15 protein-coding genes and 1 tRNA gene are annotated in these 15835 nt (G+C 60.9%); 9 read left to right on the forward strand and 7 right to left on the reverse strand.

What is annotated here, in order from left to right; translation table 11 throughout:
• Nucleotides 1-2: 2 nt before the first annotated feature.
• Complete coding sequence (locus H2510_RS06955) at nt 3-974, forward strand: Gfo/Idh/MocA family protein (protein WP_186627562.1); 972 nt, start codon at nt 3-5, stop codon at nt 972-974.
• Here the strand turns inward: H2510_RS06955 and H2510_RS06960 are convergent.
• Nucleotides 923-3142, reverse strand: a complete 2220-nt coding sequence (locus H2510_RS06960; RefSeq protein ID WP_186627563.1) for a hypothetical protein — start codon at nt 3140-3142, stop codon at nt 923-925. The two genes, H2510_RS06955 and H2510_RS06960, sit on opposite strands and share 52 nt — an antisense overlap.
• A 102-nt stretch (nt 3143-3244) precedes the next feature.
• On the opposite strand from H2510_RS06960, the gene H2510_RS06965 reads away from it, so the two are divergent.
• The 4 genes from H2510_RS06965 (at nt 3245) to H2510_RS06980 (ending at nt 6905) form a co-directional block, all read left to right on the forward strand.
• Entirely contained in the window at nt 3245-4024 is a 780-nt protein-coding gene (locus H2510_RS06965; RefSeq protein WP_186627564.1) for a glycosyltransferase, read from the forward strand.
• Nucleotides 4025-4131: 107 nt separating this feature from the next.
• Entirely contained in the window at nt 4132-6018 is a 1887-nt protein-coding gene (locus H2510_RS06970; RefSeq protein ID WP_186627565.1) for a glycosyltransferase, read from the forward strand.
• A 22-nt stretch (nt 6019-6040) separates the two neighbouring features.
• A complete protein-coding gene (locus H2510_RS06975; RefSeq protein ID WP_186627566.1) occupies nt 6041-6490 on the forward strand; it encodes a helix-turn-helix transcriptional regulator in 450 nt (149 codons plus the stop codon).
• A 10-nt stretch (nt 6491-6500) separates the two neighbouring features.
• Nucleotides 6501-6905 (forward strand): VOC family protein, encoded by a 405-nt coding sequence (locus tag H2510_RS06980; RefSeq protein ID WP_186627567.1) that lies wholly within the window; start codon nt 6501-6503, stop codon nt 6903-6905.
• On the opposite strand, the gene H2510_RS06985 is transcribed toward H2510_RS06980, so the two are convergent.
• The 5 genes from H2510_RS06985 to H2510_RS07005 form a co-directional block, all read right to left on the reverse strand.
• Nucleotides 6896-7774 carry a TylF/MycF/NovP-related O-methyltransferase gene (locus H2510_RS06985; RefSeq protein ID WP_136170439.1) on the reverse strand — a complete coding sequence of 293 codons (879 nt, stop codon included), beginning with the start codon at nt 7772-7774 and terminating at the stop codon, nt 6896-6898. The two genes, H2510_RS06980 and H2510_RS06985, sit on opposite strands and share 10 nt — an antisense overlap.
• A gap of 52 nt (nt 7775-7826) precedes the next feature.
• Complete coding sequence (locus tag H2510_RS06990; protein ID WP_186627568.1) at nt 7827-8726, reverse strand: glycosyltransferase; 900 nt, start codon at nt 8724-8726, stop codon at nt 7827-7829.
• On the reverse strand, nt 8719-9516 hold the full coding sequence (locus H2510_RS06995; RefSeq protein ID WP_186627569.1) for an ABC transporter ATP-binding protein: 798 nt from the start codon (nt 9514-9516) through the stop codon (nt 8719-8721). The genes H2510_RS06990 and H2510_RS06995 overlap by 8 nt, the downstream gene beginning before the upstream one ends.
• Before the next feature lie 12 nt (nt 9517-9528).
• On the reverse strand, nt 9529-10371 hold the full coding sequence (locus H2510_RS07000; protein ID WP_315901272.1) for an ABC transporter permease: 843 nt from the start codon (nt 10369-10371) through the stop codon (nt 9529-9531).
• Between the two features lie 64 nt (nt 10372-10435).
• Nucleotides 10436-11038 (reverse strand): bacterial proteasome activator family protein, encoded by a 603-nt coding sequence (locus H2510_RS07005; protein ID WP_186627571.1) that lies wholly within the window; start codon nt 11036-11038, stop codon nt 10436-10438.
• Between the two features lie 164 nt (nt 11039-11202).
• On the opposite strand from H2510_RS07005, the gene H2510_RS07010 reads away from it, so the two are divergent.
• Nucleotides 11203-12405: a cysteine desulfurase-like protein gene (locus tag H2510_RS07010; protein ID WP_186627572.1), complete on the forward strand. Its 1203-nt coding sequence runs from the start codon at nt 11203-11205 to the stop codon at nt 12403-12405.
• Between the two features lie 46 nt (nt 12406-12451).
• Here H2510_RS07010 and H2510_RS07015 read toward each other — a convergent pair whose 3' ends face one another.
• Nucleotides 12452-13441, reverse strand: a complete 990-nt coding sequence (locus H2510_RS07015) for an NAD(P)H-quinone oxidoreductase (protein WP_186627573.1) — start codon at nt 13439-13441, stop codon at nt 12452-12454.
• Between the two features lie 150 nt (nt 13442-13591).
• Between H2510_RS07015 and H2510_RS07020 the strand changes: the two genes are divergently transcribed.
• The 3 genes from H2510_RS07020 to H2510_RS07030 all read left to right on the forward strand — a co-directional run bounded on the left by H2510_RS07020 (nt 13592) and on the right by H2510_RS07030 (nt 15466).
• A complete protein-coding gene (locus H2510_RS07020) occupies nt 13592-14092 on the forward strand; it encodes a MarR family winged helix-turn-helix transcriptional regulator (protein ID WP_397517325.1) in 501 nt (166 codons plus the stop codon).
• Between the two features lie 48 nt (nt 14093-14140).
• Nucleotides 14141-14230, forward strand: a tRNA-Ser gene (locus H2510_RS07025).
• Nucleotides 14231-15112: 882 nt separating this feature from the next.
• A complete protein-coding gene (locus H2510_RS07030; protein WP_186627575.1) occupies nt 15113-15466 on the forward strand; it encodes a hypothetical protein in 354 nt (117 codons plus the stop codon).
• The last annotated feature ends 369 nt before the right edge of the window (nt 15467-15835 follow it).

Genomic DNA, 15835 nt, shown 5'->3' on the forward strand with positions numbered 1-15835 from the left:
ATATGAACGCCGTTCCGAAGATTGCATTGATCGGCTCAGGCCGTATGGGTTCGCTGCACGCCAGGGTGCTCGCTCAGTCCAATGATTGTGAACTGAGTCTGCTCGTAGAACCACGGGAACAGCAGGGCAAGGAAATCGCCGATCGTTTCGGATGCCGCTGGGCCGAAGACTTCGAGGATTTGGCCGATATCGACGCCGTCGTCGTCGCCGCGGCCACTCCGACACACTACGATATCGCGGGACGAGTGCTCGACCTCGGTAAGCCAGTTCTGGTCGAAAAGCCTTTGGCTGCAACGTATGAGCAGAGTCGCGATCTCATCGAACGTTCCTCGGCGCAGGGAATTCCATTGATGTGTGGCCTGCTCGAGCGTTTCAATCCTGCAGTCCGAACTGCAAAGGAGTTCGTGGGGGAGGTATGGCAGGTCAACGGCATCAGGCATTCGCCATTTGTCCCGCGGATAACCACCGGGGTTGCGACCGACCTGTTGATTCATGACGTCGATTTGGCCATTCACTTCGTTGGGTCGCAACCGAGCGTCGTTCGAGGCGACTTCGGGTTCTTCCATGAAACGTCCAAGGCCAACCGGTCCGAGGACTGTGCCGACACGATCCTTCGTTTCGACTCAGGAGCGATCGCAACCATCTCGGCGAGCCGTGTGAGTCAGCGTAAAATCCGCCAGATCTCGCTTCTCGAAGCCGATCGTCTGATCGAGATCGACCTACTGCGACGCGACATAACAATCTATCGCCATGTCGACGAGGAACTACCGGCAGATCGAGATGGGTATCAGCAACAGACCATTATCGAGATTCCGGCGATTCGGTACAGCGAGGAACCACTCGCCGCGCAGCTACGCAGCTTCCTCGCGTTAGTGGACGGCACCGGCGATGCCGACCGTGAGCGGGCGTCCGTTCTACCGGCTCACGGCGTTGTCGACGAGGTGACTTCATCGGCTTCCGTCCGAACCGCGTGATTCTGGCGTCGGCGCATTACCGAGTAGAGGATTGCCTGTGCCAGGGCGGCCGCCAATCCTAATGCAGCCAAACCGATTCCGAGGTTGCGTCCAGGGGGAGCGTACGTCAAGTCCAGGGAACTCCCACCCTCGGAAGTGGACGGAAGATCTACTTGGATAAGCCCCCCAGGCGTTGCGGTGATCGGTACTTCGGTGCCGTCCACGGTTGCCGTCCATCCCGGCCAGGCCAGCAGAGCGAACGTCGCAGTACCTGACCCGCTGTACTGCACGGTTTCGCTTGTATCGGTGGCAGCGGAATCGCCCTCAATGGTTACATCGGGTCCGACGGCCGACAGTCGTCCATCGGGCCAGGGCAATGGCGCATTCCGCCGCGCTACGGTGACACCTCGACTCTTGTCGATCGTCCACTCGTCAGGTGAGAACGAGTCGAATGCATGGTAGCCGCCATATGGCCCACTGTTCTGGACGACGACAGTTTCGAGCTTCAACGCATCGAGCCAGCTCACGTCGGTTCCGGGCGCCGTGGCGTCTAGTCGCAGGACGGCATCCGGACAGGTCACTCCGCCGTAGTAGTTCAGGCAGAGGGCATTCACGAAGTCGCCGTAGCTGATTCCGGCGTAGCTGTTTATCGCGCGCACTCCTGCGGGTTGCCAGGCATTACCGAAAAGCAGATCGCCCCACTGGCCAGTGGGGTCGTCTGGAGAGATGTATTTCGTATCGGCAACGACGAATGTATTACCGGTGTAGCGGTTCTCGAATCGATCCTGCATGAATCCGATCTGGCGAGGGAAACGCCAGGGCGTCACGTTGTCGTTGCCCGGAAACCATGCAACCGTTTGCAGCGACAATATGGTCAGCGTTCCAAGGACTAGCCCTCCAACAACGCCTTTCGGGTATCGACAGGCCGACAAAATAACGATTGCGGTCAAGGCCGCACATACCAGAAGTGACAGCGCGTGAATCCCGAGGTCTTCTGGCACGTTCGACCAAGACAGGTAGAACTGTGCCAACAGTAGGACTGCGCTGATCAGCGCCCGGACTTTGGCGCGATCGCGATAAAGCCCAGCACTCGCAGCGACCGCAAATGCGATGACTATCGGAAGTTGCCCGTATTCGATCAACCTTGCCGGCCAACGGAAGAGCCATAGGTTGGAGGGGCCGAGTAGCAGTACGAGATAGATGCCGAAGAAGACCAGAAGTGAAAGTCCTTGGCGTGTCAAGAACTTTAGTTCGGACCACTTCAGCCAGGGGGCCAACGGGATGATGAACCACGCAAGAAAGCCGAGAGGGATAGTGGTGTAAGACGAACCGAACACCGATACAAGCGGTAGATTGCTGGGCGCGCTCAGGTTGAGCAAATCACCGAGATCTGGGCGCAGGGCGCCGTCGTTGGAGACACCGGATTGCGTTCGGACGGACACGCCGGTGGTGAATGCGAGTGGTAGATAGACGATCAGCGCCATGGCAAGTACGGCCGCACCGCTCCACACCATAGACAAAATTCGTGGGGCTCTGCCAGTGAAGATGCACTCCACTGCCACCGCCAGGTACACAACAGCAACACCAACAGCGCCGTAGGGGTTTCCTGTCGTCATCGCCAGTAGACCGAAAACGACGGATACGAGGGGATTCACCGTTCCACGGGCCGCTGCGCGCGTCGACCACCAAACATGGGGCAGCCACGCAAAGGCGATCAATCCCGATGCCCAACTTGATGCGTCGAAGTACAGCGTGTAACCGGCGAACGGCATTGCGAAGCCTGCAACGAATGCCATGGACTGTCGTGCGCCGAACTGCCGCGCCAGTACATAGACGCCGACGGCCAGAATTGCCATGAACTGCATCTTGACCAGAGTGATTCCGATGGCAAGGTTCGGTATGAGTGCGATGACGACGGAATCTGTAAGCAGTACGGGGTTGTACGTGCCGTACAGGGCTTCGGCGGTGATGTTCCCGCCGGCCCACATCTCAGGGATCAAGGTCGGCCACGAACCGGCAAGAAGACGTTCGCCGATGGTGTGCCATGCCGGTGCGAACGCTGCCGCACTGTCGTCCCAGTAGTAGAACCAGCGATTGGACAGCAACGGAATGGCGGCGGTGAGAGCCACGGCGAGCGCGAGAAGCATCGGTGGAGCAACCCGTTTGGTCAGGGGAAGTGCAGTGTTCACGAGACGCCTTCGTCGATGGTTGTTGCCTGGAACTGGTGCGCTTCGATGCAGCGTAGTATTTCCGCTGACCATCCAACCGTGGTGGGTTGAAGGAGTTGTTCGGTGGGTACGTCTGCACCCCTTCCCGAGGGGAAGTCTCAGCTCGATTTGTCGATCGTCATCCCCGCCCACAATTCTGGACGGGTCCTGGAAGTCACGGTCGGGCGCTTCGGCGATTACCTCACCGGGATACCGGCCGAGATCATTGTGGTGGAGAACGGGTCCACCGACGACACCGCACTAATCTGCCGCCGACTGGAGCAGGAGTGGAACCATCCAACGGTCGCTCTGCGACTGTTCACCAGCGACAAAGGAATGGGCAACGCGCTCCGGGTCGGCTCGTCGAACAGTCGCGGTGCTCAGGTACTGCTCACCGCGGACGATCTTCCGTTCGGCTTCGACGATCTCGACGCGGCACGAGTACTCACCGAGAGCATGGGGCACGCGCCGCTGCTCATGATCGGGTCCAAGGGACATCCGGAGTCCGTGATCGACCGCGGACCGATGCGATCGACGATGACGCGAGGCTTCTCGATTCTTCGCCGCCTGATTCTCGGCACCCGCGCCAAAGACCCGCAGGGGACGTTCCTGATCGACGGGGAACTGCTGAGATCACTCGTCGGTTCTCTCGCCGAACCTGGTTTTCTGTTCACTACCGAGCTCGATTACGCGTTGGAGTTGGCTGGTATCGAGCCCGTCGAACTCCCTGTGCGGTTGTCCGATTCACACCGCGATCAGCCCAGTCGAGTGGCCGGCGGCGATGTCCTGGCGATGGCACGTGGACTGCTGTCCCTTCGTGGGCGCAAGGACGAACTGAAGGCCGCGGCTACCGCTGGTTTGTGAGTCCCGCGGCGCGATGAAGGTAGGACGTGTGTCCGTTGATAGCCTGGGCAACGGTCGGACTGCGCCGATTGCGCAGCCCAGCACAGCTTTGAAAGGTAGTCGACTGTATGGAGAAGCCTGACGTGTCGCTTGTCGGTCGTCTGGAGGTCGGGGCCGATTCCGACGTCCGATCGACAACGCCGGCGTACCTGACCGCGCAGCGCCTGCTCTTCGACGGACCGTCCCCACTGGTCAGCGCTGATATGTATGCGAATGTCGCGAAGGGAAATGCCGAGCGCTCGCGCTACGTGGCCGTACTCTCCAAGCGCACGACCGTCGACACCAACAGCTACTTCGGACGGTTCCCGGCCAGCTACTGGCAGCGGTGGACCGATGTCACCGAGGTCCGATTCGAAGCTGCGGTCACCGGGGCGGGGCGCATCGACATCGTCGCGACCGACTCGAAAGGTCGTAAGCGGACAGTTTCGAGCACCACGGTCGACACGGACGGGCAGTCGAGTCGTCTCAGCATGGCAGTGAAGGTTCAGCAGTTCCTCGACGGCGGCGCCTTGTTCGTCAGGTTCACCACCAGCTCGGGTGAGCTGACCGTGGAAGATGCCGATTGGTCGGTCGACGCACCGGAGAAATTGCGTCCTACCTCGGTTGTCATCTGTACCTTCAACCGCGCCGACGACTGCGCGAACACCTTGGCCGCGATGGCGGATGATCCGATCGCGCTGAACGGAGTCGACAACGTATATGTGGTCGATCAGGGCACGGATCAGGTGCAGACACGCGCGAAGTTCCAGCGAGTTTCGGCCGAGCTCGGCGACCAACTGGTCTACATAACCCAACCAAACCTCGGTGGTGCCGGCGGATTCACCCGAGGCCTGTACGAGGTGCAAGGTAAGGGTGGGGATCCCGCGAACGTCATCTTCATGGACGATGACGTGCTGTGTGAGCCCGAGGCGCTCGTCCGGATGAATGCATTCGCGAACAAGACCGTCGAGCCGGCGATCATCGGCGCGCAGATGCTGTATCTGCTGCATCCCGATCGTGTGCACGTAGGCGCCGAGGTTGCCAATTTGCAGAAGATCGAAGCCGGTCTTCACGTCAAGGACGCGATCTCGGACAAGAGCGCGCTGAAGAAGAAGCAGGACATTCGCGTCGACGCCGGTTACAACGGTTGGTGGTCGTGCCTGATCCCGTCGGAGATCGTCTCGCAGATCGGCTACCCGCTACCTTTGTTCTTCCAGTGGGACGACATCGAGTACGGCTACCGCGCTCGCGCGAACGGTTTTGCCACTGTCACCCTTCCCGGTGCTGCTGTCTGGCATGCGGACTTCGCGTGGAAGGACTGGGACGAGTGGCACAGGTACTTCAATCTCCGCAACGGCATGATCACCGCTGCGTTGCACGGAGGCCTCGACGGTAGAAAGCTTGCGCGCCAGCTGAGTACCGATCTGTTTCGCTATCTGGTCTCGATGCAGTACGGGATGGCGTTCACTTTGATCAAGGCCATCGAGGATTTCCTCGCTGGCCCGAGCAATCTTCTCGACGGCGGCATGGAAGCCGCCGGGGCGATTCGTCGTGAGCGGGCAGCTTATGGGGAGACCAAGCGGCACAACGCAAATGCGGTGCCCGACGTTCGTCCAGCAGACATGTTCATCACCCCGGCAGGTCCTACTCCGAACAAGAATCTGGAGTGGGCTGTGCTGGCCAAGAGGGTCCTCAATCAGTGGCGTGGGCGAGTACACCCCGGACCGGTTGCGATCTCGGCGGACGACGCACATTGGTGGCATGTGTCCCTGTTCGCACATGCAGTCGTCACAGATCGCTCGCAGGAAGGTGTCCGAGTTCGCAAGCGCGACAAGGATGCGGCCAAGACGCTGTTCACACGCGGAGTGCAGGCACTGCGTCGTCTCCGGACCGAAACTGCGGACGTGTCCGACGCTTACCGAATCGCAATGCCCGAACTGACGAGTCGCGAGAACTGGGCCCGGCTCTACAGCTGAACTCGGGCGTAGGATTTCACCCATGAGTGGGGCCGACCTCGAAGAACTGCGTCATCTTCGCCGTGCCCGCGATTTGATGGATCGCGAGTACGCGAGTCCTCTCGACGTCCCGACGCTGGCTCGCGCGGCGTACATGTCGACGGCTCATTTCAGTCGCCGGTTCCGCGATGCTTACGGTGAGACGCCCTATGGGCACTTGATGACGCGGCGCATCGAGCGGGCCAAGGCGCTTCTGCGTCGCGGAGACATGAGCGTGACCGAGGCGTGTTTCGCTGTCGGCTGTACCAGTCTCGGTTCGTTCAGTAGTCGGTTCACCGAGATCGTGGGTGAGACACCGAGCGCGTATCGGTCACGCGATCACCACGACAGTCGGGTGGTGCCCAGTTGCTCGGCCATGTTGCTGGGACGGCCGCGTCGGAGTCCGGCACAAACGAGCAGGATCGAAGAAGCATCGGTCGTCGCGCAGCCCTAGATTTGCAGACATGACAGTCTCATTGAGCCACGTACATGTCCTCGTCGACGATCCCGACGCCGCACTGCTTTTCTACCGCGACACCCTGGGCTTGGAAGTGAAGAACGAAGTTGCCAACGACGGCTTCCGTTGGATCACCTTGACCCCTGCCGAGCAGCCCGAAATCGAGATCGTCCTGTCGCAACCTCATGCCGGTCGGTCGGCGGAACTCGGCGACGAGTTGGCGGCTCTACTGGCGAAGGGTGAGCTTCCCGGCGTGTTGTTTCGTACCGACAACCTCGATGCGACATTCGAAAAGGTGCGGGCAGCGGGTAACGCCGAAATCCTGCAGGAACCCGCGAGTCAACCGTGGGGTGTTCGTGACGCCGCGTTCCGTGACCCGGCAGGAAACCTCGTCCGAATTTCTCAGGCCTGATCGGCCCTGCTCGCCTGCAGCGTCGGAGCTCGCCGGATCCGAACGACCACCTGCTCGTTGTCCGCGGTGTAACCGAGGTAGTCGAATTCGGTTCCCGTGCGTGCGACGAACTCCGTCCAGGCGCGGTACTCGTGATTACGCCAGCCCGGGAAGTTGAAGTACTCGTCGAAGGCAATGACGGTCCCGACGACGAGTCGGTCGGCGACCAGGTCGAGCACCGTGATCGTCGACGAGTACAGGTCCGCGTCGAGGTGTAGGAACGCCAGGTTGTCGTCGTGGTGCTTCAAGAACTCGGGCAGCGATTCCTCGAACAAACCAGGCACGATTTCGGCACCGGGGACCTGAGGCAGGTTCTCCTGCTCGAACAGGCCTTTCGGGAATCCGCTGCGCCAGGTTTCGGGTAGCCCCGAGAAGACATCGAAGCCGGCGACGATCGTCACGTCCTTCTTCGACGCGGACTCCTCGGCAATGATTTCCAGGGTGGTGCCGCTGGCTACCCCGAATTCGAGCGCCATGCCGGGCACGGACACTTCACCGAGCGCGAAGCGAAGAGTTGCGTGCGGACGGAGGAAGGTCGGCGCTTTGGGCATGACCTCCTCGGCGAACTCGGCGCTCTGCGCTGCTGCCTCGACGTCGGATGCGTACGGGATGTCGCGTCGCATACGCATTTCCAGGCCGCGAATGAACGCGTGAAGGTCGTCGATCTCTCGGCGTTGACGGTCGAGGATCTCGAGAAGCTTGGCTTGCTGAGTGCCTGTCTGCTCGGCCAACTGAGCCGTCTGCTTGTCGAGAACTTCGCCGATTGTTCGCTGGATCTTCTCGCGTGCCGAATGCCGAAGTCGATCCGTCAGCTTCCGAGGTTCCGTCATGCGCACACGGTAGCCGAGGATGGCACGGTGTCACATGCTCAGGGCCCCCGACTTACCGCCGGAAATGCTCCCGCCGGCCGAGGCGCCGAAGCCGCAACCACTCGGCGAGTCCCTTCGGGTTGTGAGTCGTCACAAGGAAGTACCAGCCGAATCGAATCCATTCCTGCGGCAGCAGCTTTCGCATTCCGGGTTGCGACATCAGATATCCGCGATTTCGGTACGTGAAGTACCGCTTCGTCGCATCGTCCGGATACTGCGTGTGCATACGTCCGCCGAGGATCGGTTTGAATTCCGCGGCACCGTTGGGGTGCACATAGGCCGTCGTCAAGCAGGTGCCGAACTTCAAGCCCGAGCGCTGCAACCGTCGATGGACCTCGACCTCGTCGCCGCGGACGAACAGTCGCAGATCCGGTACCCCCACCGCATCGATGGTCGACGCCTTGAACAGTGCGCCGTTGAACAGCGAAGCTATGCCTTCGAGTAGATCGTCTTCGGGGTTCTGCGGGTCGATCAATTCCGAACGAAGGCGTCGCCATGACGTTCCGCGGCGCAACGGGAACGCAAGCCGATCGGGATCGTCGATGTCGCAGACGACGGGGGAGACCTCGTCGAGGCCGTGCTTCTGTGCACAGGCGTAGAGCGTCGCCAGGACGTCGGGCCCTTCGGGTCTGCCGTCGTCGTCGGCGAGGAATACCCAATCGGCCCCGAGGGACAGCGCGTAGAGAATGCCGAGTGCGAAGCCGCCGGCTCCACCGAGATTGTGATGTGACCCAAGATAGGTGGTCGGGATGTCCGCCGACTCGACGAGTGTGCGGACGGCATCTTCGTGCGCATTGTCGACGACGACGAGATGATCGAGCGGACGGCTCTGATGCGCCACGACGTCCAGCGACAGGGCTAGGAGCTCACGACGCTTGTGGGTGACGATCACCCCGACAATTTTCTCAGGCACTTTCGCGCTCGAGTTCCTTCAGAATCGTCGCGACGTGATCGCCTGCGTCGTCGCCCTCGTAGGCCCGGACGACCTCCTCGATTCCGCCTTCTTGACGGATCTGTCCGTGATCGATCCACATCGCGCGGTCGCACAGTTGGGCCAGGAATTCGTTGGAGTGGCTGGCGAACACCAGAATCCCGGAGCGCTTCACCAGCTCCTGAAGGCGGATACGAGCCTTCTTCATGAACTCGGCGTCCACGGCACCGATACCCTCGTCGAGCAGCAGAATCTCCGGGTCGATGCTGGTAACGACGCCCATCGCGACGCGCACCCGCATACCCGTCGAGTATGTCCGTAGCGGCATGTCGAGGTACTCGCCGAGCTCGGTGAAGTCAGCGATCTCGTCCATCTTCGCGAGCATCTGCTTGCGTGTCTGGCCTAGGAAGAGTCCGCGGATGATGATGTTCTCGTAGCCGGAGATCTCGGGGTCCATTCCGACGCCCAGATCGAACACCGGCGCGACGCGGCCGCGGATCGAGGCACTGCCCCGGGTGGGCTCGTAGATGCCCGACAGCAGTCGCAGCAGCGTCGACTTGCCTGCACCGTTGTGTCCGACGAGCCCGATGCGGTCGCCGTCCTTCAAGTTCATCGTGATGTTCTTGAGCGCCTCGACGACGACGACGTCGGAGGAGTTCCGATCGATGGCTCCACCGGCTTTGCCGAGGAATGCCTTCTTCAATGAACGCGTCTTGGCGTCGAAGATGGGGAAGTCGACGCAAGCGTCGTGCGTGCTGATGCTGACAGACAAAGTTTCAGACCCCTAAACCCAGTAGGGCACGCGGGCCCGGTACTTCTTGAGCGCGAAGATGGCGAGCAGCCAGCCGACAATCGTGAACGCGATCACGATGTACCAGTGGTACAGCTCCTGAGTTTCGCCGAGCATGGGTGCCCGGATGATGTCGAGATAGTGAAAGAGCGGGTTGAGCTCGACCAGCTTGGCCCGCTTGGCAGCGTCGCCGCCCATCGATTCGAGGCCTGCCGTGGTCCACACGATCGGAGTCATGAAGAACAACAATGTGACCATGCTGCCAAGAATCGGCGCGATGTCGCGGTAGCGGGTTGAGACGATGCCGAACAGAATCGCAACCCACAGCGCGTTCAGCGAGATCAATGCGAGCGCCGGAATAGCAGCCAAATCGGACCAATGGAAACCGTTCGGCGGGAAGAACACGGCGATGATGATCACGTAGATCAGCAGGTTGTGGCCCAGCAGCAGCAGTTGGCGCCACACCAGGCGATAGATGTGCACACTCAACGCGCTGGGCAGCTGTTTGATCAGCCCCTCGTTCGCGACGAACACATCGGCACCTTCGAGGATCGACGCACTGATCAGACCCCAGATGATGAGGCCGACAGTGACGTGCGGCAGAAAGGTCTTCAGGTCGACGTCGAGAAGTACCGAATACAACAAGCCCATCGCGACGGCTTGGACGCCGGTGGCGATGGTGATCCAGAAAGGTCCGATCACCGAGCGGCGGTAGCGCTGCTTGATGTCCTGCCAACCGAGATGCAGCCACAGCTCTCGCTGGCTGAATCCCGTCGTCAGATCGCCGAAAGCGCGCTTGAACGTCTGTGAGTCCGAAACGGGAACGGAAACGGACACGCGTTCTCCTGCTTCGCTCTCGGAATTCTTCGGTGGGGCCGACACGACGGTCGACCCTACCCGTTTACAGGTACTGACCGGTACCGCCTCCGCCACCAGGGCCACCCATGCCAGGGTTCAGCATTCCCCCGGCCGGTAGTGCGCCCTGACGCATCTGCTCGAGCTGGGCGCGTGCGGCCATCTGCTGAGCGAACAGTGCCGTCTGAATTCCATGGAAGAGACCTTCCAGCCACCCGACGAGCTGGGCCTGTGCGATCCGCAGTTCGGCGTCGGAGGGAATGGCGTCCTCTCCGAAGGGCAGCGCCAGGCGTTCGAGCTCGTCGCGGAGTTCGGGCGCCAAGCCCTGCTCGAGCTCGCGAATCGACGACTGATGGATGTCTTTGAGTCGGGTTCGGCTGGCGTCGTCGAGGGGCGCGAGGCGCACTTCCTCGAGCAACTGTTTGATCATTGTGCCGATGCGCATGACCTTGGCGGGTTGCTCGACCATGTCCGAGAGAGGTTGCTCGGCGTCGGCCGGATCGACGTTCCGATGCGGCCCGCTGCCTGCTGCTCGTGCGGCTGCAGCGGTTGCCTCCGCGCGGCTCAGTGCGAGAGGCTCTCCATTGGGACCGATCACGACGACATGGTCACCGGCTTCGGGATTCGAGTTCGAGTCCGATTGCGTCATAACGCTATCCTTGCGCGTTGCCAGGTATTGCGCGACGAGCGGGTCCAATTATCCTGTTTGTGGGGCGGGATCGGGGGAAACAACCGTGCGAGTCGACAGGGCGGCGGATGCGAATAAGGGATGTGGAAAACACGCTCACGAAATCGACGCTTAGAGTGTCCGGCATGGGGTACGACGTCGCACGTGTCAGAGGGTCGATTCCCTCACTGGGCGACGGCTGGATTCACCTCGATCCACAAAACGGGATGCAGATCCCCGATCGTGTGTCGACCGCGGTATCGACGGCGTTTCGTGGAAGTGCGCCGAATCACAACTCCGGACACATGTCCTCGCGTCGGAGCGCCGGGCTCCTCGAGGCAGCCAGGCAAGCGATTGCCGACCTCGTCGGCGGTGACCCGGCAGGAGTAGTGCTCGGGCCCGATCGCGGAACCATGCTGGCGTGGCTGGCGGAGTCGCTGTCGCCCCGTCTCGGCCTCGGAACCGGTCTGGTTCTCTCTCGGCTCGACGAGGAAGCGAACGTTGCGCCCTGGCTGCGCATCGCCAATCGCTACGGCGCACGTGTGAGCTGGGCCGAGGTCGAGATCGACACCTGTGAGCTGCCCAGCTGGCAGTTCGAGGAGCTCATCACCGCCAGTACCCGTCTCGTAGCTGTCACCGCTGCGTCACCGATCGTCGGCTCGGCTCCCAACGTCCGGGTCGCGGCGGATCGTGTTCACGCCGTCGGCGGCCTCATCGTCGTCGATGCTGCAGGTGCGGCGCCGTACGCCCACGTCGACATCGAAGAACTCGGAGCCGACGTCCTTGCCATCAACGCTTCCGCGTGGGGTGGGCCTCAGGTCGGTGCGCTCGTGTTTCGTGATCCCAGCTTGATCGACCGCATTCCGTCGATGTCGCTCAACCCTTTTGCGAAGGGCGCAGAAAGGTTGGAGGTCAGTGGGCATCAGTACGCATTGCTCGCCGGTGTCGTTTCCTCCATCGACTATCTCGCCAACCTCGACGAGGAGGCCACCGGAACGCGACGCGAACGCCTTCAGCTGTCCATCGGTTCGCTGCAGGACTACCACGACAAATTGTTCGACTATTTGATCCGACGACTGGCAACGCTCGATCATGTGATGGTTCTCGGCGACTCTCCCAGCCGCATTCCCACGCTCAGCTTCACAGTCTCGGGAACTTCTGCCGAAAAGGTTGCCGAGCACCTCGCTCAGGCCCGGATCGGAACGGTCAGCGGAATCCACAGCGGAAGCCGGTTGCTCGACGCGTTGGGTGTCAACGACGAGGGTGGTGCTGTCACCATCGGGCTCGCTCCGTATACGACGCGATACGAGATCGATCAGCTCGTCGAAGCATTGTCCAAGCTGGCGTAGACGCCCGACCGCACTAGGTAGGTGCCGCCGGGCCTCTACTGCACGATTACTGCACTCGTAGGATCACCTTGCCGATGGTGTCTTCGGCGTCGAGCATTCGATGTCCCAGGGCCGCATCGGTAATCGGAATTTCGGCGTGGATGATAGGACTGATCTGTCCCTCGCTGATCATCGGCCACAGGCGAGCGGTCATGTCCGAGACGATGTTCGCTTTGCTCGACGGTCCGGTTTCGGGTCTGCCGCGTAATCCGGCGGCGTGGATGGTTCCGCGTTTGCCGAGGAGTGCGCCGAAGTTCAACTCACCTTTGACTCCGCCCTGCATTCCGATAGTGATGAGGGTGCCATCCATCGCGAGCGCATTCACGTTGGGCTGCAAGTACTTTGCACCCATGTTGTCGAGGATGAGATCGGCACCGTGGCCGTCGGTTTCGGACCGCAACACCTCGACGAAATCTTGGTTCTTGTAGTCGATGGTGATGTCTGCACCGAGAGTTCTACAGAAGTCGAGTTTGTATGTCGAGCCGGCCGTGACTGCGACGGTGACGCCGAATGCCTTTGCTACCTGGATGGCATGCGTGCCGATTCCGCTACCGCCGCCGTGGATCAACAGGACCTGTCCGGATCGCATGCCGCCGTACATGACGAGATTCGACCAGACAGTCGACGCCACCTCCGGAAGTGCCGCTGCCGCATGCAAATCTAGTTCACCGGGAATGGGGAACAGCTGAGCGGACGGCACGACGACCTGTTCGGCGTAACCGCCACCGGCGAGTAAGGCGCACACACGGTCGCCGACCTTCCAGTCGTGGACACCTTCGCCGAGCTCGGAAATCACGCCCGAACATTCGAGCCCCATAATCTCGCTCGCACCGGGAGGCGGTGGGTAGTTACCTTGCCGCTGCATGAGATCGGCGCGGTTGATCGCGGTAGCAGCGACGTCGACGACGACTTGGCCACGGCCTGGGTGCGGATCGGGGACCTCGGTCCACTCCATGACGTCGGGGGACCCGAACTCGGTCAGTGTGATTGCGTGCATGGCTCCCAGCGTAGGCGTGGCGGCGCAGCCACATTCAACGTCCCAGCTGTGTGCAATTCCGGCATGTTTTCGGCAAACGTTGTCAGGACAAATCGGACATCAATGGCAGGGATCTACTAACCGGTAGCAGTCCTTGCCTAATATGGTCGGGTGACGGCCGAAAGATCCTTTGGTCCAGGGGGGGACCCGCAGTGGCTCGATGCTGCGGAAATGAGAGCGTGGCGCGCCTATGTAGACGGCGGCCAACGATTGATGGGGGTACTCAACAAAGATTTGCAGGACGCACATGGCCTGACGATGGCGGAATACCGGATTTTGGTGATGCTGTCCGAATCAACGGACGGATCAGTACGTATGAGCGATCTCGCCGACGGCGTCCTGTCCTCGCGTAGCCGGTTGACCCACCAGATTCGCCGGATGGAAGGCGACGGGATGGTCTTGCGGAACACCTGCGCCGACGACGGCAGAGGCGTGCTTGCCGCCATCACCGACGAAGGCGCCCGAAGGCTCGCTGAAGCAGCTCCCACACATGTGTCGAGCGTCCGGAAGCATCTGGTCGATCTGCTGACACGGCGGCAGCTGATGGCGCTCGGCGACATCTTCGAGGAGGTAGACGCGGCGATGGGCGAGTCGGAGGTCCAGGCACGCTGACCGACCGCGATTCGCCCCGCGGCGCACGGGGCGTTTAGTATCTTCTACGGAAGCGTGGCAGAGCGGCCCAATGCACTCGCCTTGAAAGCGAGAGACGTGTAAAAGCGTCCGGGGGTTCAAATCCCTCCGCTTCCGCCACGAAGGCCCTGATCTCACCAGTCGGTGTAGGTTAGGGCCTTTCTTCTGCGTTGGGGTGGGCCAGACTCGCCCCGTCTGCCCACACTTTGCCCACACGCTGCGCTGAAACTGCACGATCGAGGGCGTCCCAACAGCCTCGAGGTCGTGGCCGAAGAGGTCTGCGTACACGTCGAGAACGCCGGCACCGGTACTGCTCGCGACTTGTGGGACTTCGGAGTGCCGACGTCCATCACGTTGTCGACCTGTACCGCATTGTCGACGACATTCAGTCTCTTACGGAGCAGATCGAAGTGGCGGACTCGGAGCCCGATCGCTTCGCCCCAGGGAGACCGCAGTACGACAGGTCGAGGTGGCGGACTCGGTGCTGTCCGGAACTGGCCGCTAGTTCGGCGACTTGAGTGTGTCAGGTAGACGTGTGTCTTGCGTTGTCCACGCTCTGAGGCACGCGACTGCCCGTTCTTGGATTGGCCCAGGCTCCAACGTCTTGCCTGGCCCCACGCTTGTGGCGATCACCGAATTCGGTGGGTGTATACCGTCATGATCGCACTTACACAGCGGTACCGACGCACACAATGATCGCCGCTCCGTCTCGGAACCTAGGTGCACCTGGGGCCGAGGTGTGCGGCTCGGTGTATCGGCCTCGCGGAACGTGGTTTAACGCACTCGGAGAGTTTCACTGGCTCGGCCGGATCGACGGGTTGTGTTCCAGTTCAGCTAACTCGCGTTGTGATCAGCATGCCCCACTCTGGGCGAACCTAGCTGAACCAACGCCTATATCTGGCAATCGGCCGTTGGCTTGACGGGAGGGACAACTGCTCAGATCGCATCTAATGTAAAGATATCGATGGAATCAGTCTCACCCGAGAAGTCAGGAGCCAAACATTGGCAAGAGCAGACAACGACCCAGCACAGGCCGAAGCAGACATGCAACGGTTGCAGGCTGAATCCACCAGGGCTGACTCTGCCAGGGACGAAGCGCAGGAACTCGAAGAACGTCTTGTACGTGACATGGATGCGGCGTCTGCTGCTGGTGATGACGACGAGGTTGCTCGGCTGTCGGAGCAGCATCAGCGAGCAGAGATCACACTTCAAGCTGCAGAGGAAGAGTTCGAATCGGCGATGGGTGAGGTCGGTGACGCATACACCTTTTGGTACGAAGAAGACGAAGACGAAGACGAAGATGAAGATGAAGACGAAGACGAAGACGAAGACGAAGACGAAGACGAAGAGGATTAACCTCGTTCCTGGTCGAGGAGCAGAAAATGAGTAGATTTCCCGATGTCGATTGGTTCTGTGACCGTTGCAACGATCATTTGAACGTCCAGGATGGGTTCGACGACGACAGGTATACGTGTAAATGCCAGAAGTGCGGGCATAAGAACAGCATCTCGCGAGACAACATTTTCGGGTCTGCTGAAGACTTTTTCGGTGGGGCAGATCCGATCAAGTACTGATCGCTGCCATCTAGATTCAGGTCTCGTCTCTCAGGCCAGAATCGCTGCCCTGGCGCTGGTCGCTTGGATCATCCAACAGGTTGATCCAAGCGCAGTCCGATACTGGCGGTCCAAAGCGGCGCTGCCTGTTTGCGCAGTCGACAAGGCATGT

This window comes from Rhodococcus sp. BP22 (assembly GCF_014281965.1).
Classification (GTDB): Bacteria; Actinomycetota; Actinomycetes; order Mycobacteriales; family Mycobacteriaceae; genus Rhodococcoides.

Excerpts from the sequence above, each read along its gene's own strand:
- H2510_RS06970 (WP_186627565.1), top strand. The coding sequence starts at position 4,132 with ATGGAGAAGCCTGACGTGTCGCTTGTCGGTCGTCTGGAGGTCGGGGCC.
- H2510_RS06980 (WP_186627567.1), top strand. The coding sequence starts at position 6,501 with ATGACAGTCTCATTGAGCCACGTACATGTCCTCGTCGACGATCCCGAC.
- H2510_RS07015 (WP_186627573.1), bottom strand. The coding sequence starts at position 13,441 with ATGCACGCAATCACACTGACCGAGTTCGGGTCCCCCGACGTCATGGAG.
- H2510_RS07005 (WP_186627571.1), bottom strand. The coding sequence starts at position 11,038 with ATGACGCAATCGGACTCGAACTCGAATCCCGAAGCCGGTGACCATGTC.
- H2510_RS06975 (WP_186627566.1), top strand. The coding sequence starts at position 6,041 with ATGAGTGGGGCCGACCTCGAAGAACTGCGTCATCTTCGCCGTGCCCGC.
- H2510_RS06955 (WP_186627562.1), top strand. The coding sequence starts at position 3 with ATGAACGCCGTTCCGAAGATTGCATTGATCGGCTCAGGCCGTATGGGT.
- H2510_RS07010 (WP_186627572.1), top strand. The coding sequence starts at position 11,203 with ATGGGGTACGACGTCGCACGTGTCAGAGGGTCGATTCCCTCACTGGGC.
- H2510_RS06985 (WP_136170439.1), bottom strand. The coding sequence starts at position 7,774 with ATGACGGAACCTCGGAAGCTGACGGATCGACTTCGGCATTCGGCACGC.